The organism is Aeromonas taiwanensis (assembly GCF_000820165.1).
In the GTDB taxonomy this organism is placed as follows: Bacteria; Pseudomonadota; Gammaproteobacteria; order Enterobacterales; family Aeromonadaceae; genus Aeromonas; species Aeromonas taiwanensis.
This window is the reverse complement of record NZ_CDDD01000058.1, coordinates 120,831-137,720: the sequence shown is the minus strand read 5'-3', so window position 1 is coordinate 137,720 and position 16,890 is coordinate 120,831. Positions and strand designations below refer to the sequence as shown.

15 protein-coding genes are annotated in these 16,890 nt (G+C 66.0%); 6 read left to right on the top strand and 9 right to left on the bottom strand.

Annotated features, from left to right (window positions below):
* Positions 1–11 precede the first annotated feature (11 nt).
* The gene (locus BN1136_RS10905) at positions 12–551 is read left to right on the top strand and encodes a TetR/AcrR family transcriptional regulator (protein WP_043764109.1); all 540 of its coding nucleotides are present in this window, start codon (positions 12–14) and stop codon (positions 549–551) included.
* On the opposite strand, the gene priA is transcribed toward BN1136_RS10905, so the two are convergent.
* Complete coding sequence (gene priA, locus BN1136_RS10900) at positions 548–2,755, bottom strand: primosomal protein N' (protein WP_081843915.1); 2,208 nt, start codon at positions 2,753–2,755, stop codon at positions 548–550. The two genes, BN1136_RS10905 and priA, sit on opposite strands and share 4 nt — an antisense overlap.
* Before the next feature lie 147 nt (positions 2,756–2,902).
* Here priA and rpmE point away from each other — a divergent pair, with 147 nt between their 5' ends.
* From rpmE to BN1136_RS10885, 3 genes are all read left to right on the top strand, one after another.
* The gene (gene rpmE, locus BN1136_RS10895; protein WP_010676078.1) at positions 2,903–3,118 is read left to right on the top strand and encodes a 50S ribosomal protein L31; all 216 of its coding nucleotides are present in this window, start codon (positions 2,903–2,905) and stop codon (positions 3,116–3,118) included.
* Positions 3,119–3,234: 116 nt separating this feature from the next.
* Positions 3,235–4,668 carry a DUF2867 domain-containing protein gene (locus tag BN1136_RS10890; protein ID WP_043764095.1) on the top strand — a complete coding sequence of 478 codons (1,434 nt, stop codon included), beginning with the start codon at positions 3,235–3,237 and terminating at the stop codon, positions 4,666–4,668.
* A 179-nt stretch (positions 4,669–4,847) separates the two neighbouring features.
* On the top strand, positions 4,848–6,104 hold the full coding sequence (locus BN1136_RS10885) for a malic enzyme-like NAD(P)-binding protein (protein ID WP_043764094.1): 1,257 nt from the start codon (positions 4,848–4,850) through the stop codon (positions 6,102–6,104).
* A gap of 89 nt (positions 6,105–6,193) precedes the next feature.
* Here BN1136_RS10885 and BN1136_RS19880 read toward each other — a convergent pair whose 3' ends face one another.
* The 4 genes from BN1136_RS19880 to trmA all read right to left on the bottom strand — a co-directional run bounded on the left by BN1136_RS19880 (position 6,194) and on the right by trmA (position 9,834).
* Positions 6,194–6,370: a hypothetical protein gene (locus BN1136_RS19880; RefSeq protein ID WP_081843914.1), complete on the bottom strand. Its 177-nt coding sequence runs from the start codon at positions 6,368–6,370 to the stop codon at positions 6,194–6,196.
* 53 nt (positions 6,371–6,423) lie between these two features.
* Complete coding sequence (rstB, locus tag BN1136_RS10880; protein ID WP_043764093.1) at positions 6,424–7,749, bottom strand: two-component system sensor histidine kinase RstB; 1,326 nt, start codon at positions 7,747–7,749, stop codon at positions 6,424–6,426.
* Positions 7,750–7,865: 116 nt separating this feature from the next.
* A complete protein-coding gene (gene rstA, locus BN1136_RS10875; RefSeq protein ID WP_043764107.1) occupies positions 7,866–8,573 on the bottom strand; it encodes a two-component system response regulator RstA in 708 nt (235 codons plus the stop codon).
* A gap of 154 nt (positions 8,574–8,727) precedes the next feature.
* A complete protein-coding gene (gene trmA / locus BN1136_RS10870) occupies positions 8,728–9,834 on the bottom strand; it encodes a tRNA (uridine(54)-C5)-methyltransferase TrmA (RefSeq protein WP_043764092.1) in 1,107 nt (368 codons plus the stop codon).
* A 179-nt stretch (positions 9,835–10,013) separates the two neighbouring features.
* On the opposite strand from trmA, the gene BN1136_RS10865 reads away from it, so the two are divergent.
* A complete protein-coding gene (locus tag BN1136_RS10865; protein ID WP_043764091.1) occupies positions 10,014–11,129 on the top strand; it encodes a DUF5610 domain-containing protein in 1,116 nt (371 codons plus the stop codon).
* Positions 11,130–11,223: 94 nt separating this feature from the next.
* Positions 11,224–11,757 (top strand): ATP--cob(I)alamin adenosyltransferase, encoded by a 534-nt coding sequence (locus BN1136_RS10860; protein WP_043764090.1) that lies wholly within the window; start codon positions 11,224–11,226, stop codon positions 11,755–11,757.
* Positions 11,758–11,873: 116 nt separating this feature from the next.
* Here the strand turns inward: BN1136_RS10860 and malZ are convergent, their stop codons facing one another.
* The 4 genes from malZ to yegD form a co-directional block, all read right to left on the bottom strand.
* Positions 11,874–13,703, bottom strand: a complete 1,830-nt coding sequence (gene malZ, locus BN1136_RS10855) for a maltodextrin glucosidase (RefSeq protein ID WP_043764089.1) — start codon at positions 13,701–13,703, stop codon at positions 11,874–11,876.
* A gap of 246 nt (positions 13,704–13,949) precedes the next feature.
* Entirely contained in the window at positions 13,950–14,798 is an 849-nt protein-coding gene (locus tag BN1136_RS10850; RefSeq protein ID WP_043764088.1) for an HDOD domain-containing protein, read from the bottom strand.
* Between the two features lie 69 nt (positions 14,799–14,867).
* A complete protein-coding gene (locus BN1136_RS10845) occupies positions 14,868–15,287 on the bottom strand; it encodes an META domain-containing protein (protein WP_043764087.1) in 420 nt (139 codons plus the stop codon).
* Positions 15,288–15,497: 210 nt separating this feature from the next.
* The gene (gene yegD / locus BN1136_RS10840) at positions 15,498–16,859 is read right to left on the bottom strand and encodes a molecular chaperone (RefSeq protein WP_043764086.1); all 1,362 of its coding nucleotides are present in this window, start codon (positions 16,857–16,859) and stop codon (positions 15,498–15,500) included.
* Positions 16,860–16,890 lie beyond the last annotated feature (31 nt).

Sequence of the window (16,890 nt, the reverse complement as noted above, 5' to 3'; positions counted from 1 at the left end):
GGGAAATCAAGGTGAGTGAGAAACGCCAGCAACTGATGACGACGGCCTATCGGCTGTTCAACCGCCACGGCTTTCACGCCACCGGCATCGATCGCATCTGGGCCGAGGCGGGCAGCACCAAGCGCACCCTGTATCGCCACTTCCCCACCAAGGACGCCCTGATCGAGGCCGTGCTGATGGCGCGGGATACGGAATTTTTTGCCCTGCTCGACGCCAGGATGGAGGGGGTCTCTGGCCGGGAGGCCAGGCTGCAGGCGCTGTTCGACGGCTTTGCCGACTGGTTTGGCCGCAGCGACTTCTACGGCTGCAACTTCATCAACGCCAGCGCCGAGTTCTCCGACCCGCGCCATCCGGTGCGCAAGCTGGTGGTGGCGCACAAGCAGGCCCTGCTGTACTGGGTCAGGGAGGTGCTCGCGTGCACCGCAGCGCAGGCGACGGGCCTGTGCCTGCTGCTGGAGGGGGCCGTGGTGATGGCCCACAGCTATCAGCAGCCCCTGGCCCTGGAACAGGCCAGGGGGCTGGCGCACACGGTGCTGACAGAGGGGCCCTAGTTCAGCTCGGTGGGATCGATATCCAGGCTCCAGCGCACCTTCTTGGTCTCGGGCCAGGCCTCCAGCTCTTTCACCGCCCAGTCCAGCAGCTGGGCAAGCGGTGCCCTGCTGGGCCCCTGCACCAGCAACTGCATGCGAAACTTGCCCGCCTTGCGCTCCATGAAGCCACTGATGGGCCCGAGCACCTGCACCTGGGGATAGCGGGCGCTGCGCAGGGTATCGGCAAGCCGGATGAGGAACAACTGCACCTCGTCCCGGCCGTTGGCCTCGGCCCGAAACAGCCCCTGATGGCTGAACGGCGGCAGCCCCAGCAGGCGGCGCTCTTTGAGCGCCGTGTCGGCGAAGTGGCCGTAACCGTTCTGGGTCAGATCCTGCAGCAGGGCGTGCTCCGGGTGGTGGCTCTGCAGCACCACCAACCCCGGCTTGCTGGCGCGACCGGCCCGGCCCGCCACCTGGGTGTAGAGCTGGGCCAGCTTCTCGGCGGCGCGAAAATCGGCGCTGAATAGCGCGCCATCCACATCCAGCAGTCCAACCAATGTCACGTCCGGGAAGTGGTGACCCTTGGCCAGCATCTGGGTGCCGATCAGGATCTTGTACTTGCCCGCCTTGATGTCGCCGAGGTGGGTCTCCAGCTCCCCTTTGCGCCGGGTGTTGTCCCGATCGATGCGTACCACCGGATATTGCGGGAAAACGGTGCCAAGCAGCTGCTCCAGCTGCTCGGTGCCTACCCCGGAGCCGATCAGCTCGTTGCTGCCGCACTCCGGGCAGTGGTGGGGCAGCGGGCGCACGCTGTCGCAGTGGTGGCAGTGCAGCCGCCGCCCGGCCTGGTGCCAGGTGTACCAGGCGTCGCAGCGCTCGCAGGCGGCGCTCCAGCCGCACTGGTGGCAGATCAGGGCCGGGGCATAGCCACGGCGGTTGAGAAACAGCATCACCTGGTTGCCGGCCGCCAGATGCTCCGCCATCAGCTGCTCCAGCTGGGGTGAGAGGCCGGCCTGCAGCCGCACGTTCTTGATGTCCAGGATCACCTGGCGGGCGGTCTGGGCGTTGCCGGCGCGCCGGGTCAGGCTGAGGTGGTGATACTTGCCGCTGCGGGCGTTGTGCAATGTCTCCAGGGACGGGGTGGCCGAGCCGAGCAGGATGGGAATGCCGGCACGGTGGGCGCGCATCACCGCGAGATCCCGCGCGTGGTAGCGAAAGCCGTCCTGCTGCTTGAAGGAGCCGTCGTGCTCCTCGTCGATGATGATGATGCCGAGGTCGTGAAACGGGGTGAACACCGCGGAGCGGGTGCCGATCAGGATGGCGGCACCGCCGTCGCGGCAGGCCAGCCAGGCGTCGAGCCGCTCCCTGTCGTTCATGGCCGAGTTCATCGCCACCACGGGCACGTTGAAGCGGCGGCGAAAGCGGTTGATGGTCTGCGGGGTGAGGCCAATCTCCGGCACCATCACCAGAGCCTGCTTGCCCGCCTGGAGCAGGGGCTCGAGGATGCTGAGGTAAACCTCGGTCTTGCCGGATCCCGTGATGCCATCCAGCAGGAAGGCACCGAACCTGTCGCTCTGGCTGGTGACGGCAGAGACCGCCAGCGCCTGCTCGCCGTTGAGGCGCAGCCCCTCCCCCGGCTCGAAGCGGGCGGCCCAGTCACCCTCGTGGCTCGGCTCCAGCGAGCGCCTCTCCAGCAGCCCCTTCTTCTCCAGCGCGGTGAGGGCAGCGCTCTGGACTTCCTCCTGCTTGAGGGCCGACGGCGTCTGCGGCCCCTTGCGCAGCAGGGCGAGGGCCTGCTGCTGCTTGGCCGCCCGCTTGAGATCGTTGAGATCGAGCGCCATGCCCGCCTCGGTGGCAAACCAGAACTCCAGCTCCCGATAGGCGGCGGGCTCCCCCTTGCGCACCAGCACCGGCAGGGCGTGGGGCAGCACCTCCCCCAGGGGGTGCTGGTAGTAGCTGGCGCTCCAGGCCATCAGCGCCAGGATATCCGGCCCCAGCACGGGGGCGCTGTCGAGCACGCGCTTGATGGGTTTGAGCTTGTCGCGCGGCACCTGGCTGTCGGCGGGGTGATCCACCACCAGACCGACCAGAGTCTGGGGGCCGAAGGGGATCTCGACCCGACAGCCGGGGGCAGGCAAGGGCAGGGGGGAGAGATAGTCGAAATGACGGCGCAACGGCACCGGCACGGCCACACGAACCAGATCCAGGGGTTGGGAAGAATTCACCAGATGTTGCCTATTTTTTCTGCGAAGCCACTTGCCTGATCTCAGGCATTTCCTATATTATTCGCAGCCTTTGAAACTGTGTTCAACAATCGTGTGGTGTCCGACAAGAGATCGGATGGCGACACGGCCTGATAATTGAGGTTGTCCATGAAAGCTGGTATCCACCCTGACTACGTAGCCATCACCGCCAAGTGCTCTTGCGGTAACGTCATCAACACCTTCTCTACCATCGGTAAAGATCTGAACCTGGACGTGTGCTCCGAGTGCCACCCCTTCTACACCGGCAAGCAGAAAGAAGTTTCTAGCGGCGGCCGCGTAGACAAGTTCAACAAGCGTTTCGGTGGCTTGACCTCCAAGAAGTAATCTTGCTTCTGAAGCATTCTGAAAAAGGCGCCCAATGGGCGCCTTTTTTATTGGTCGGCGTTCTGTAATTCCTCGCTATGCCCTATGGTGTGGGCTCAACCAAGGGAGAAGAGTCGATGCGCACATGTCTGGTGATGGGAGCGGCCGGGTACATAGGATCCTACCTGGTGCCCCACCTGCAGGGGCTGGGGTACAGGGTCATCGCCGGGGCGCGTCGTCCCTGCCGCCTGCCGGAGGGGGTGGCGTTTCGCCTCGCCGACAGCCTCAAGCCCGCCACCCTGTCGTCTGCGCTCGTCGGGGTCGACACCGTCTTCTATCTGGTGCACGCCATGGGGGCGGGGGCCGGCTTTCACCGGCTGGAACAGCAGGGGGTGAAGAACTTCGCCGCCGCCGCCCGCGCAGCCGGGGTGCGGCGCATCATCTATCTGGGGGCCATCCAGCCCGAGCCCTGCAACAGCCGCCACCTCAATTCCCGCCGCTATTGTGGCGAGCTGTTCCGGGATGCCGGCGTGCCCACGGTGGAGCTGCGGGCAGGCATCATCATCGGGCCCGGCTCGGCCGCGTTCGAAGTGATGCGGGATCTGGTGTTCAACCTGCCCATGATGGTGACCCCCAAGTGGGTGCGCTCCCGCACGCCCCCCATCGCCCTCTCCAACCTGCTGCACTATCTGGCCGGGCTGGTGGGGGCAGAGGGGGTGGACGGCCAGATCTTCAACGCCGCCGGGCCCGAGCTGCTCAGCTATCAGCAGCAGTTGCAGAAATTCGCCGCCCACATCGGCAAGCGTTGCCCCATAGTGCCGCTGCCGTTCCTCAGCCCGCGCCTCTCTGCCTGGTGGCTGCAATTCGCCACCTCGGTGCCCCAACCCATCGCCAAGGCGCTGGTAGGGGGTCTCAAGCACGACATTCCGGCGGATGACGGCCCCTTGCGCACCCTGCTGCCCCAGCATCTGCTCAGCTTCGACGAGGCGCTGACGGAGAGCCTGGCCCTGGAGCAGAGGCTCGGCGCCGAGCAGCAGGGGGAGGAGACGCCGCTCGGCCTGCGCTGGCGCCATCCCGAATACGGCTTCTACGACCGCACCGCGAGCGGGGAGGCCGACTGCCTCGCCGCCCCCGAGGTGGTGTGGCAGGTGTTGCAGCAACTGGGGGGCGAGCAGCGCTACTTCTACATGAACGAGCTCTGGGTGGTGCGGGAGTGGATGGATCACCTCGTCGGCGGCCCGGCCCTGACCCGGGGGCGCACCAACCCGGATCGCTTCGTGAAGGGGGACATGCTGGACTCCTGGCAGATCCTCGGGGTGGACGAGGGGCGCAGGCTGGATCTGCTGTTCAACATGAAGGCCCCGGGCGTCGGGCGGCTGGAGTTCAACATCCAGCCCCTGGAGTCCGGGCTCACCCGGCTCAGGGTGACGGCCCACTGGCACCCCCAGGGGGCCTGGGGACTGGCCTACTGGCTCGCCATGCTGCCGTTCCACCTCTTCATCTTCCAGGGGATGACGGAGGCCATCGCCCGTCAGGCGGAGGAGAGGGCCGGTATCCCGGTGATGGATTGAAAACGAATCTATATCTAATTGGGTAGATGCGGCTGGTGGTACATGCTGCCGAGTGGCTGGTCGGCGTTGTTTGGCGATATTTTCTGCTGTGAAAGCCCGGCGGTTTTCATTATGATCCCCAGCCCTCGCCCGTGGGCGAGCCAATGCACCACTCATTCATTTCCGTATCGGGGTCCCCCATGTCCGATCAGCGTCACGATCTTCGTCAACAAGCACTCGACTACCACGCCCAGCCCGTCCCGGGCAAAATCGCCATCGCCCTCACCAAGCCCGCCGAGACCGCCCGCGATCTGGCGCTGGCCTACAGCCCGGGCGTCGCCGAGCCGGTGCGCGAGATCGCCGCCAACCCGGCCGATGCCTACCGCTACACCGGCAAGGGCAACCTGGTGGCCGTCATCTCCAACGGCACCGCCATCCTGGGGCTGGGCAACCTGGGCCCGCTGGCCTCCAAGCCGGTGATGGAGGGCAAGGCCCTGCTGTTCAAGCGCTTCGCCGGCATCGACGCCATCGACATCGAGGTGAAGCACGAGACCAGCGCCCAGTTCATCGACACGGTCGCTGCCATCGCCGACACCTTCGGCGGCATCAACCTGGAAGACATCAAGGCCCCCGAGTGCTTCGAGATTGAAGAGGCGCTGATCGCCCGCTGCGACATTCCGGTCTTCCACGACGACCAGCACGGCACCGCCATCGTCACCGCCGCCGGCCTGCTCAACGCCCTGGAAGTGCAGGGCAAGGCGATCGGCACCAGCCGCATCGTCTGCATGGGGGCCGGTGCGGCCGCCACCGCCTGCATGGACCTGCTGATCAAGTGCGGTGCGGCGCCCGAGAACATCTTCATGCTGGACCGCCAGGGGGTGATCCACAGCGGTCGCACCGATCTGAACCAGTACAAGCAGCGCTTCGCCAACGACACCCCCCTGCGCACCCTGATGGACGTGATCGACGGGGCCGACGTGTTCGTCGGCGTCTCCGGCCCGGACGTGCTGCCCGCCGAGGCGGTGGCGCTGATGGCCCCCAACCCGGTGATCTTCGCCTGCTCCAACCCGGATCCCGAGATCAAGCCTGCCCTGGCCCACTCGGTGCGCGGCGACCTCATCATGGGCACAGGCCGCTCGGACTACCCGAACCAGATCAACAACGTGCTCTGCTTCCCCTTCATCTTCCGCGGTGCCCTGGACGCGCGCGCCAGCCGCATCAATGACGCCATGAAGATCGCCGCGGTCGAGGCGATCCGCGCCCTGGCCAAGGAGCCGGTGCCGGCCGAGGTGCTGAGCGCCGCCGGCGTGAGCGAGCTCACCTTCGGCAAGGAGTACGTCATTCCCAAGCCGATGGATGCCCGTCTGCTGCCACGGGTCGCCCGCGCCGTGGCGCTGGCGGCGGTGGAATCCGGGGTCGCCCGCATCGCACTGCCGGCAGACTACATGCTGGGTTGAGGTCCATCGGGCTTCAGGCTTGCAACCGGTAAAACAGAAGGGGCCCCGTGATGGGGCCCCTTTTTCATTGCGGGACGCTGGTGTATGGATTACTTGGTCTTGGGAGCCACCTGGACGGTCGGCGCCTTGGCGGCCTTGTGGTGCTTTTTCACGACCTTGGTCTGGGTGGCGTGGGGAGCGGCGGCCTTGGTCGGGGTGGCAGCCATGGTGAAGCCGGAGGTCAGGGCGAAGACAGCGGCCAGGCTCAGGGGGATCAGCTTGTTCATATTCCAGTTCCTCATTCGGTTGATGGCATGGAGTCTTTCTCCATGGCTTCATCCTAGGGCGACGGCGTCTGGGGTTCAGTGAGGGACTGGTGACGGTTTGTATCCAAATGTACGGGCAGGGTCAGGCAGAAACGGGCACCGCTGCTGCAGGGCAGCAGCTGCACCTCGCCGCCATGGTGGCGGGCGATGCTGCGCACGATGGCGAGCCCCAGGCCGGCGCCGCCGGTGCGCCTGTCCCGGCTCTGGTCGAGGCGCACGAAGGGCTCGAAGATCTGGGGGGCGAGGGCCGGATCGATGCCGGGGCCGTCATCGCTCACCTCCAGCAGATAGTCGTCACCCTGCCGCGCCATGCGCAGGCTGACCCGGCTGGTGGCGTGGCGCAGGGCGTTGCCGATAAGGTTCTCCAGCGCCCGATCCAGCAGGCGGACGTCGCCGTGCCAGGGCAGGGGCTGGTCGGGGGCGTCGAGGGAGAGGCGCTTCTGCGGCTGCAGGGCCTGCCAGTCGGCGAGACGGCTCCGGGCCCAGTGGCCCAGCTCCAGCTCGCTGCACTGCAGCGGCAGCTCGGGGCGATCGAGCCTGGCGTAGGTGAGCATCTCCTCGATGAGTGCATCCAGTGCGCCGAGATCCCGCTCCAGCCCCTGCTGCTCCTCGGGCGAGGGGGGCGACGCCAGCATGGCGAGCCGGTAGCGCAGCCGAACCAGCGGGGTGCGCAGCTCGTGGGCGATGGCGTCGGTCAGCTGTTTGCGACTGGCCAGCATGGCCTGCAACTGTTCTGCCATCTGGTCGAAGGTGCGGCCGACCCGGCCCAGGCTGCTGCTGGCGGGCAGGCCGGTGCGGCAGGAGAGATCCCCGTCGCCGACCCGGCGGGCGGCTTGCTCCAGCCGTTGCAGGCCGCGCCAGTGTGGGCGCAGCCAGAGCAGGATGGGCAGACCGAGGGAGAGGCCGATGAGCAGCAGCAGGCCCACGTCCACCCAGTGCAGCTCATGCAGATAGGAGAGATAGGGAACGGGGCCGACGATCAGCACCCGATCCGTGCCGGGAATGCGCTGCAGGAAGGTGTCATCCTCCTCCACGATGACGATGTTGCCCGCCTCGAGGAAGGCCTGATCCTCCCGGGCCAGGAGCTGGTTGGTGAGACTCCCGATCTGCAGCGGCAGATTGAGCTGGCGACTCTGCTCCGCCGCGCGGGCCGGCCAGTGCTCTGGCGGCAGCCGGGCTAGCTCGCCGGTGAGCAGGCCGAGGGAGCCTTGCATCATCCGCTCCAGATAGCGGTCCCCCGCCCGCTCGGCGCTGACCTGATAGACCATGCCGATGAGCAGGATGGCCAGGGCGAAGCAGCCGATCAGCAGCAGATAGAACTGGATAAACAGGCGTCGCATCGGGCTCTCCTCTTGCCTGGATTGGGTCGGGCATTGCCTTGTTGTCCCCTCATCCCCAACCCTTCTCCCGCCAGGGGAGAAGGGGGCAGAGAGCATCAAGGCCATTCGGTAACTGCCTATTCCCAGGCGTGGGGCACCAGCAAGTAGCCTTTCTGGCGCACCGTCTTGATGCGGGTCGGGTTGTTGCTGTCATCCCCGAGCCGGCGGCGCAGGCGGGAGATGGCCACGTCCATGCTGCGATCCTGGCCGTCGTAGTCGCGCCCCCGCAGGCTGCGAAACAGCGCCTCCCGCCCCAGTATCTGGCCGGCGTGGCAGGCCAGCTCCCACAAGAGATCGAAATCGGCGGTGGAGAGGGGGATGCTGTCGCCATCGAGGCGCACGTCCCGACCCGGCCCGTCGATCTGCAGGCGGCCGAACTGCAGACGCTGGGGCGGGGCGGCGGGGGCCACGGCCTGCTGGCTCTGTCCGTGCTGGCGGAACTGGACCCGCAGCCGGGCCAGCAGCACGGGGGGCGGCGTGGTCTTGAGGATGTAGTCGTTGGCCCCCAGCTCCAGGCTCAGGATCTGGTTCATGTCGCTGTCGAGCGAGGTGAGCATGACGATGGGACCGCCGAAGCGCGGGCGCAGATCCCGGCACAGGGAGAGGCCGTCCTGGCCCGGCAGCATGATGTCGAGCAGCACCAGATCGGGTTGCTCGGCCTCCACCCTGGCCAGCGTCCGATCGCCCCGGGTCTCCAGCAGGACCTCGATGTCGTGGCGGCCGAGCCAGCTGCTGATGAGCTGGCCGATGTCGGGATCGTCTTCAACAAACAGAACGCGTGGCATGGTGGCGTGGCCCCCGGTCATGGCGCGAATGCGCGTGTCGCCAGCATAACGGCTGTGCCGACCCTCTGCACCGGGATAACTAATCAAAACAAACAGGGCCCGAGGGCCCTGTGCTTGTCTTGCTGGTCGAGCGGGGAGCTGTGCCCCGGCGGCATCAGCCCGCCTTGCGCTTGAGATAGACGCCGGCTTCCATATGGTGGGTCCAGGGGAACTGATCGAACAGGGCGAAACGGGCGATCTCGTGGGTTTCGCCCAGCACCTGCATGTTGGCCTCCAGGGTCTCGGGGTTGCAGGAGATGTAGAGGATGTTGTCGTAGTCCTGCACCAGCTTGACGGTGGCGTCGTCCAGACCGGCCCGGGGCGGGTCGACGAAGATGGTGTTGCACCGGTAGGTGGAGAGGTCGACCCCCTTGAGGCGGTTGAACTCCCGCTCGCCGCGCATCGCCATGGTGAACTCCTCGGCGGACATGCGCAGGATAATCAGGTTGTCGACGCCGTTGGCGGCGATGTTGAACTGGGCGGAGTCCACGCTCGGTTTGGCGATCTCGGTGGCCAGCACCTTGCTGAAATTCTGCGCCAGGGCGATGGAGAAGTTGCCGTTGCCGCAGTAGAGCTCCAGCAGGTCACCCTCGCTCCCCCTGGTCACGTCCAGGGCCCAGCCCAGCATCTGCTCGTTGATGGCGGCGTTGGGCTGGGTGAAGCTGTTCTCCACCTGCTTGTAGACGAGTTCGCTCCCCTGCACGGTCAGACGCTCGATGACGAACTCCTCCCCCAGGCAGATCTTCTGCTTGTGAGCACGACCGATCAGCTGCAGATCGAATCCCTTGGCGCGCAGATCGGCCTGCAGCGCGTCGGCGGCCTGCTGCCACTCGGCTTCCAGCTTGCGGTGGTAGAGCAGGCTGACGCAGATCTGGCCGGACTGGGTGGAGAGATAGTCAATCTGGAACAGCTTGCGGCGCAGCACCGGGTGCGGGCGCAGCCCTTCCAGCAACACCGGCATCAGCCGGTTGATGAGGCGGCTGGCGGTGGGGAACTGGTCGACCCGGATGATCTCCTTGGTGGCCGGGGCATACATGCAGTGGAAGAGGTCATCCCCCTCGTGCCAGATGCGAAACTCGGCGCGCATCCGGTAGTGCTCGGCGGGGGAGGCGTGCACCTCCAGCACGGGCGGGTTGAAGCCTGCGAACATGCCGGTGAGACGATCGCGCTTCTCGTCGAGCTGGGCCTGGTAGTCGGCAGGAGTTCGCTGGGATTGGGTCATGGATACCTCGCGTGCGCCGGGCTGAGCCGGGTAAAAACCGGGGAAGGCTGCAGCCAGGCAGCAGCCAACCAAAGGGTGGGGATTTTAAAAGGCCGTCGCGGATTGTCCAAGTTTTTTGTGGTCAAGAAGTGGCCAGTCGGGCCGATAACCGATCCACCACTATAGGCGGGAGAGTGATGATGCAGATCGATGGCATGGGCGCAGCCCAACCCAAGGGAGTGGGCATTGCTCCCAAATCGCCTCAACAGACGGCGTCGAAAGCGGCGGACAAGGGGGAGGAGGTCTCCCTGAACAAGCCTCCGAAGTGGGCTCAGGTGCTGATCCAGCAGGCGCTGCAATTTGCGCTGGAGATCAACGGCCAGGGCTACAAGGCGCCCAAGGTGCAGGAGCCCCAGGAGGTCACGCCCGAGACCCTGTTCGACTACGAAGCCGTGGCGGACAACGTGCTGCAGTTCGTCACCGGGCGGCTGGGGGCGGCACGGGCGGATGGCAAGAGTGACGAGGATCTGGCCGAGATGATGGCCCAGGCTCGCAAGGGGGTGGACAAGGGCTTCGGCGACGCCAGGAAGCAGCTTGGCGACTGGGCGGAAAACGATGACATCAAGACCGGCATGGATCAGAGCTACAAGCTGATCCAGGAGGGGCTGGAGTCCTTCGAGAAGGAGTTCTTCGGCGAGGTGTCGACCACGGAGCTGGGGGCGGCCAAGATGGCCAGCCGGCAGCAGGCCTTCCTCGAGATCGAGACCCGGGACGGGGACAAGGTGATGCTGCGCTTCAGCGACAGCTGGCAGTTCAAGTCCCGCCACGATGGCAGCCAGATCAGCCTCAAATCGAGCCAGAGTTTCGATTTCTCCCTGGAGGGGGAGCTCGACAGCGCCGAAATGGATGCCATCGGCAACCTGGTGAAGGGGCTGGACGAGCTGGCCGGCCAGTTCTTCGGAAGCGGCGACGACAAGACGCTGGCCGACAGGCTGGCGGGGTTGCAGCTGGACGACAGTCAGCTGGTCTCCTACTCCCTCAAGCTCAAGCAGTCGGCCAAGCTGAGCCAGGCGTACCAGGGGGCCCACTCCCTGCAGGAGAGCCTCAAGCCTCTGGCGGACTATCTGCCGAGGCTCAGCCAGATGCAGCAGCAGGCGGATGCCCTGTTGCCCACCGCCCAGCAGCAGGCGTTGACCCCTGCCGTGCTGGCGGCGCGGGGCCAGGACGGGGCGACCCAGGGTGCCGGTTTCATGGGCTTCAACCAGCGGATGCTGGAGGCGATGAGGCTGCTCGGCCAGCAGATGGCGACCGGCTAGTCTGGCAACGCCCCCGTGATGTCGGCGGGGGCGCTGGGTTTGCCAGCCCGCCCCCGGGCTGGCACACTGCCCTTTTCCCCTGCCCGGCGATGCCATGAACCCCAAGAAGCCAAGAGACAAGCGCGAGCTCTGCTACCCCTTCATCTTCGAGACCCAGTTCCAGTGCGACTACGAGATCGCCACCGACGAGCTCTGCTGCCAGGTGGGCGCAGTGCTCTCCCATCTGGTGGCGGATGAGGACACCCGGCCCGTGCTGGCGGATTTGGCGGTGCTGCAGCGGCTCATCTATAACCTCAACGGCTCGGTGCGGGGCCGGCTCGGCATCTTCGAGGAGGATCTGGACTGGCTCAAGGGGCGCTACGATCACTACAACGAGGCGAGTCGCGGCCGGGTCACCGGCTTCGTGCTGCCCCAGGGGCCCCAGCCCATCCCGACCCTGCACCTGTGCCGCTGCGGCAGCAAGAAGGTGGTGCGCCTGCTGGTGCGGCTGGAAGAGAGCGGTGTGCGCTTCGATCCCATCCTCTACCGCTTCGCCAACCTGCTGGCCAACTTCTTCTTCGTGCTGACCGTCTACCTCAAGCAGGCGTGGGACGTGACCGAAGTGCCTTACGTCAGCATCAACTACTGAGGGCGGTCGTCGCCAGTGCCTGGCTGCGGCCGGAGCCGCGAGTCATGGCCAAATACGCAATAAAAAAACCGGCGCCCAAGGCGCCGGTTTTTTTATGTCAGGGCAAGTCTGCCGGTTCAGCTCGAGAGCAGCACCCTGGCCGAGTTGGCCGGGATGGTGAGCTGCACCTCCCCCTGCACCACCTCGAACTTGTCGCCGTTGAAGGCGTCGGTGAAGCGGCTGGCGGGGCTGGCGGTCTGCCACAGGGGCAGGCTGATGGTGCGCGGCTCCGTGGGGTGGCGGTTGCAGGCCACCAGCACCTGATCGCTTTGCAGGGTGCGGGCGAACACATAGCTGTGGGGGCCGGCGTAGAGGGTCTGGATGTCTCCCCGACGCAGGGCCGGGCGCTGGCGGCGCAGCTGGATCAGGCGGCGATAGTGGTCGTGCAGCACGTGATCCCAGTCGGTGGTGTCCCAGGGGAAGCAGCGGCGGCAGTCCGGATCGTTGCCGCCGGAGAGTCCCACCTCGTCGCCGTAGTAGATGGAGGGCACGCCGATGTAGGTGATGAGCAGGGTGGCGGCGAGCCGCATCCGCTGCTTGTCCTCTCCCAGCAGGTGCAGGAAGCGGGCGGTGTCGTGACTGTCCAGCAGGTTGAACTGGGCCAGCTGGTTCTTGAACGGGATGTGGGCCCGCGCCAGCTTGAGCCAGTGGTCGAGCTCGGTGGCGCTGATCCTGATGGGGTGGTAGGCGATGTCCTGCCCCGCCAGGAAGGCGCGGATGGGGTGGGCGAAGCCGTAGTAGTTCATGGCGCCGTCCTCCTGGTCCCCCTGCAGCCACTGGCTCGCCTCGAAGAAGTGCTCGCCGAGCACGTAGGCGTCGGGGTTCTCCTGCTTCACCGCGCTGCGGATGGCGCGCACATGGCCGCGGTTGCCCTCGGCGGTGCCACGCTCCCCGAGCATGTGGATGACGTCGAAGCGCCAGCCATCGATCTGGTAGGGGGCCCGCATCCAGTAGCGCAGGATGGCGTCGTCGGCGCGATAGACGGCGTCCTGCACCTGTTCGCTGGAGAAGTCCAGCTTGGGCAGGCTGCGTATCCCTTTCCAGCTGACGTAATCCCCCTCCTGGTCGAAGGTGTAGAAGCTGCGCCAGGGGGAGTCCGGGTTGCTCTGGGCCCCCAGGGGCGGGCAGAACCAGGGGTGCTCGGTGGAGGTGTGGTTGACCACCGCATCCAGGATGATCTTCATGCCGCGCTGGTGCAGGTTGCGGGTCAGCTCGGCAAACCGGGCGTTGGTGCCGAGGTGCGGATCCACCTTGAAGTAGTCCTGGGTATCGTACTTGTGATTGCTCGGCGAATCGAAGATGGGGTTGAGGTAGAGCGCCGTCACCCCCAGGGACTGCAGGTAGTGCAGCTTGGCGTCGATGCCCGCCAGATCCCCGCCGTAGAATTCGCAGGCGCCGTGACCCTCCTCGTGGCGGCTGACCGGTTCGCCCCACGCCTTGCTGATGACCGCCTTGCCGCGGTACTCGTACTCGTGATGCTTGACGCTCAGGGACGGATCGCCGTTGCAGAAGCGATCCGGGAAGATCTGGTAGAAGACCTGATCCTGGACCCAGGCCGGCGGCTGGTGGAGACTGTTGAAGCGGAAATGTTGCTCCCGCGGCGGCATGGCGGCGCTGACGCCGGCGCCGTGCAGCCACCACTGCTCCTCGTCGGTGAGGCACTTGAAGCAGTAGAGGTGAATGTCCTGCCCCCGGGCGAGGGGCAGCTCGACCTGCCAGACCTGCAGCCTGTCCCGGGTGGAGATGGGCGTCATGGCGACCAGGTACTCCTCGTTGTCCGGCTCATGGCGCAGCCACACCTCGCGGATGGGGGCGTCCAGCTCGCTGAACAGGGTGAGCTGCAGGGTGTCGGCACTCTCTTTGAACCAGGGTGCTGCCTGGGGGTGAAACAGGAAGGGATGGGTCATGGTGTCTACTGTGTCAAAGAGGCTACAGGATCAGGCGATCGGCTCGGGCCATCTTAGCCTGTCCATGGGGTGGTGTATGTGACGACGGGCCAGAATGAGCCGGCAGAACCGGCTCCGCTGTGCTGTCATCCGTCGGCCTATTGCGTCAGCAAGTCGGCGAGGGCATTCCCCTGCTCGTGGAGCAGGTCGAGCTGATCCGCCAGAATGAGACGGGGATCCGGCTCCTGCTGATCGGCCGTTGTACATCTACTGGGTCAGCAAATCGGCCAGGGCATTGCCCTGTTCGTGCAGCTGTTCGAGCTGATCCGCCAGGGTGGCGGGATCCAGCCCGAGCTGGTCGGCGAGGGGTTTGGGGAAGCGGGCGATGATGGCCTGGGCCGGAACGCCGGCGTGCCAGGCGAAGGAGACGAAGACGGCGAGCCGGATCAGCACGGCCTCCTTGCTGACCGGATCGTGGGAGAGGGGGTCCAGCTGCTGGGCGATGGCGTCGACGAAGGCGGTCGACAGGTTCCAGCGTCGCGCCAGCTCGGCACCGAGCTGGGCATAGTCGTAACCCAGCATCTCCCGCTGGGCCTCGACCCGGCTGCTCCCCTTCTCGATGGCCAGATTGACCAGCCCGGCCTCCTCCGGCAGGGTGCTCTGGATCAGCAGCTCGCCGATGTTGTGAATGAGGGCGCAGGTGAAGGCGGTCTCCGGATCCACGGCCCTGGTCTGCTGGGCCAGGGTGCGGGCTATGGTGGCGACCTGGAAGGTCTGGGTCCAGAAACGGTTCTTGTCGAAGCCGGGAGGCGCCTTGAAGCTGCTGATGATGCCGGAGGCGACCACCACGGAGCGCAGGCGGTTGAAGCCGAGCCGGATCACCGCCTGCTCGATGGAGGTCACTTCGTTGCCCCGACGCAGGGCGGCCGAGTTGGCCATACGCAGCACCTTGACGCTGATCACCTGGTCCATGGCGATCTTGGCCGCGATCTCGTCGATGCGGGCATTTTCATCGTTGAAACTCTGCATCAGCTCGTGCAGCAGCTTGGGGATTGTGGGCAGTTGCTTGATCTTGCCAAACAGGCGATCCATCGACATGGCTGAGGCAGCCTCCATTGCTAACAATGCCTCATATTGTGCCACAGCCTGGCCAGTTGTTCCTGTCGGTGAGCGGTTTTGTGACCCTTAGAACACCCAGTCTTGCAGCTTGTATTCCAAACGGTGCCGTTTCCCCTGCAGGATCAGGGTCTGGGGCGTGCCGCTCAGGGTGGCGCCTTCGGTCAGGGTGGCGAGCACGGCCTGTTCGACCAGATCGAGCCCGGGGGGGCAGGCCATGGCAGTGCTGCCGAGGCTGGTGACCCAGAGCCTGTCACCCTCGAGATGACCCTGGCCGAAGTAGCGGTTGCAACCGGCGATACCATTGACGGTGAAGTGTTCCCCGATCTCGATGTCAGGCGGATTGACGCGGCTGCTGGCGATGGCCTGGCCATCCAGCCGGTCGAGCACCCAGTGATGGTGCTGCAGATCTTGCGAGGCGAAGCGGGGTGTACTGCTGCAGGCGCTGAGCAGAAGCAGGGCGAGCAGCAGTAGCAGGTATCTGGGCATTGAAGGGGCTCCGGTGGTGGGTATGGCAAGCATACCCGCACCGGGGCGCCGGAGGCAGATCGCGGGGGGGCGCGCCCGACCGCTTCTGTCGCCCCGCAGAAAAGGGGGGTGTCGGTAAATGGCAACACTCGCCCCGGGCGAGGCCCGTTATCAGCAAAAGGGGCCACAACGTGGCCCCATGTTATCCGTGCGTCTTGACGGGCCTGGCCATCAGGCGGCAAACAGCCGCTCGGCATAGCGGGCGAGGCCGGAGGCGACCGAGCCGAAGTCGTCCCCCCCTTCCAGCGGTACCCTGGGCAGTTTCTGCTGGATAAAGGCCTTGATGAGGGGAGAGCGTGCGCTGCCGCCGGTGATGAAGATGCGATCCGGCTGGACGCCGGCGGCGTTGATCGCCTCATCCATCAGCTCGCCAATCTTCTCCAGCAGCGGAGCCGAGGCGCTGGCCAGCTGGTCGCGGGTGAGTTCGGCTTCCAGCCCCTTCTCCAGCTCGTTCAGGGTCTGGTGATTGAGCGCCTGGTCGGAGAGGGCGATCTTGCCCTGCTCGGCGCGCCACACCAGCTGGTGGCTCAGCTTGTGTGCCCGCAGGCTGGCGAGGCGGGGCAGCTTGCTGCCGGGCTGGCTGTCGAGCTGCAGATCCTGCAGCTGGCGGGCGGTATCCAGGCTGTAGAAGCGGCTCTGGGCGCTGACGTCGTTGATGGCGGCCGCGTCCCAGAACAGGGGGTGGGGCAGCGGCTTGCCGGTCTTGAGGGTCTCGTGCATGCCGAGCAGCGGCATCATGCCCTCCACCGTCAGGCGGATGTCGAAGTCGTTGCCGCCGATGCGCTGGCCGCTGTGGCCGAGCAGGTCGCCGTCGCGATCCAGCCGGTCGCGATGGCTCGGGCCCATGCGCAGCATTGAGCAGTCCGTGGTGCCGCCGCCGATATCCACCACCAGCACCACCGCATCCTCGGTGAGGCGCGCCTCGAACTCGAAGCCGGCGGCCACGGGTTCATAGAGGAACTCCACCCGCTCGAACCCGGCGAGGCGGGCTGCCTCGGTCAGAATGGCGATGGCCTGGCGGTTGCTCTCCTCCCCGGCCAGCCCCTGGAAGTTGACGGGCCGGCCGATCACTGCCTGACGGACGGGGGTGCCCGTCTGCTGTTCCGCCTGCTGGCGCACGTGCAGCATCATGGCGCAGACGATGTCCTCGAACAGGGCTATCTGGGGAGCCTTGAGGCCGTAGGCCCCGAGGAAGGATTTGGGCGACTTGATGTAGTAGCCCTCGTCCGGCTCTTCCAGGTAGCGCTCCAGGGCAGCTCCGCCGAAGCTGAGTTCGTCGATCAGCCCCTCTTCCCGCATCTGGCGGCGCACCGCCTGGGCCCGGGTTACCACGGGGCCGCGCAGCTTGAGGTACTCGCTCTGCTGGACGGGGGCCAGCCCTTCGGCCAGGAGGCCGGCGATGGCATCCCGGTGGGGAGCGTGCAGGGTGGAGGGGAGGTAATGGGAACCGGAGAGGGTCAGCAGCCTGGGGCTGCCCTGTTCCATCACGGCGACGGCACAGTTGGAGGTACCGTAATCAAATCCGATAAACATGGGCGGCCAGACTCCTGAGCAAAAAAGGGCT